The sequence below is a fragment of the Acinetobacter sp. TWP2-2-3 genome (assembly GCF_049896445.1).
GTDB lineage: Bacteria > Pseudomonadota > Gammaproteobacteria > Pseudomonadales > Moraxellaceae > Acinetobacter.
Map to the genome: position 1 here is coordinate 1 of NZ_JAFCUI010000030.1, position 1,158 is coordinate 1,158.

Consider the following 1,158-nt stretch of genomic DNA (forward strand, 5'->3'; position numbering starts at 1 on the left):
TTCAAAAGTTCATTTTAAAGCACAATACGATAATTTCATTGGCGGCGAATGGGTCGCTCCAGTCAAAGGTGAATACTTTGACAATATCTCTCCGGTAGATGGCAAAGTCTTTACCAAAGTGCCGCGTTCTTCTGTAGAAGACATTGAGTTGGCGCTTGATGCAGCGCATAAAGCCAAAGAGCAATGGAACCGGTCATCACCGACCACCCGCTCCAATATCCTGCTGAAAATTGCAGATCGTCTGGAACAAAATCTGGAACTGCTGGCTGTGGCAGAAACCTGGGACAATGGTAAGCCAATTCGTGAAACACTGGCTGCCGATATTCCGCTGGCCATTGACCATTTCCGTTATTTTGCCGGCTGTATCCGTGCACAGGAAGGCGGCATTTCCGAAATCGATGAAGATACCATTGCTTATCATTTTCATGAACCGTTGGGCGTCGTGGGTCAAATTATCCCGTGGAACTTCCCGATTCTGATGGCTGCCTGGAAACTGGCACCTGCCCTAGCTGCAGGTAACTGTATCGTGCTGAAACCTGCGGAACAGACTCCGGTCAGTATTCTGGTTCTGGCTGAACTGATTCAGGATATTTTGCCGCCGGGCGTGTTGAACATCGTCAATGGCTACGGGGTCGAAGTCGGCCGTCCACTGGCGACCAATCCCCGTATTGCCAAGATTGCCTTTACCGGCTCGACTGCCGTCGGCCAAATGATAATGCAGTATGCAACTGAAAATATTATTCCGGTAACGCTGGAACTTGGCGGTAAATCACCGAATCTGTTCTTTGCCGACATCATGGATCAGGAAGACGATTATCTGGACAAGGCACTGGAAGGCTTTGCCATGTTTGCCCTGAATCAAGGTGAAATCTGTACCTGCCCTTCCCGGGCCTTGGTACAGGAAAGTATTGCCGATGAGTTTTTAGCGCGTGCAGTAGAACGGGTACAACGCATTAAAACCGGTCATCCACTGGATACTGATACTATGATTGGCGCGCAAGCTTCTCAGGAACAGCAGGACAAGATTCTGGGCTGTATTGCCACTGGCCGTGAAGAAGGTGCACAGATCCTGACCGGTGGTGAAGCACGTCAGGAAGTCGGTCAAGGTTTCTATATTGAACCGACCATCTTTAAAGGCACCAATGACATGAAGACCTT

1 protein-coding gene is annotated in these 1,158 nt (G+C 49.4%); it reads left to right on the forward strand.

The genetic code is table 11. The features are described from left to right. On the forward strand, window positions 1-1,158 hold a 1,158-nt coding region (locus tag ACP7AK_RS15310; protein ID WP_425880203.1), incomplete at both ends, for an aldehyde dehydrogenase family protein.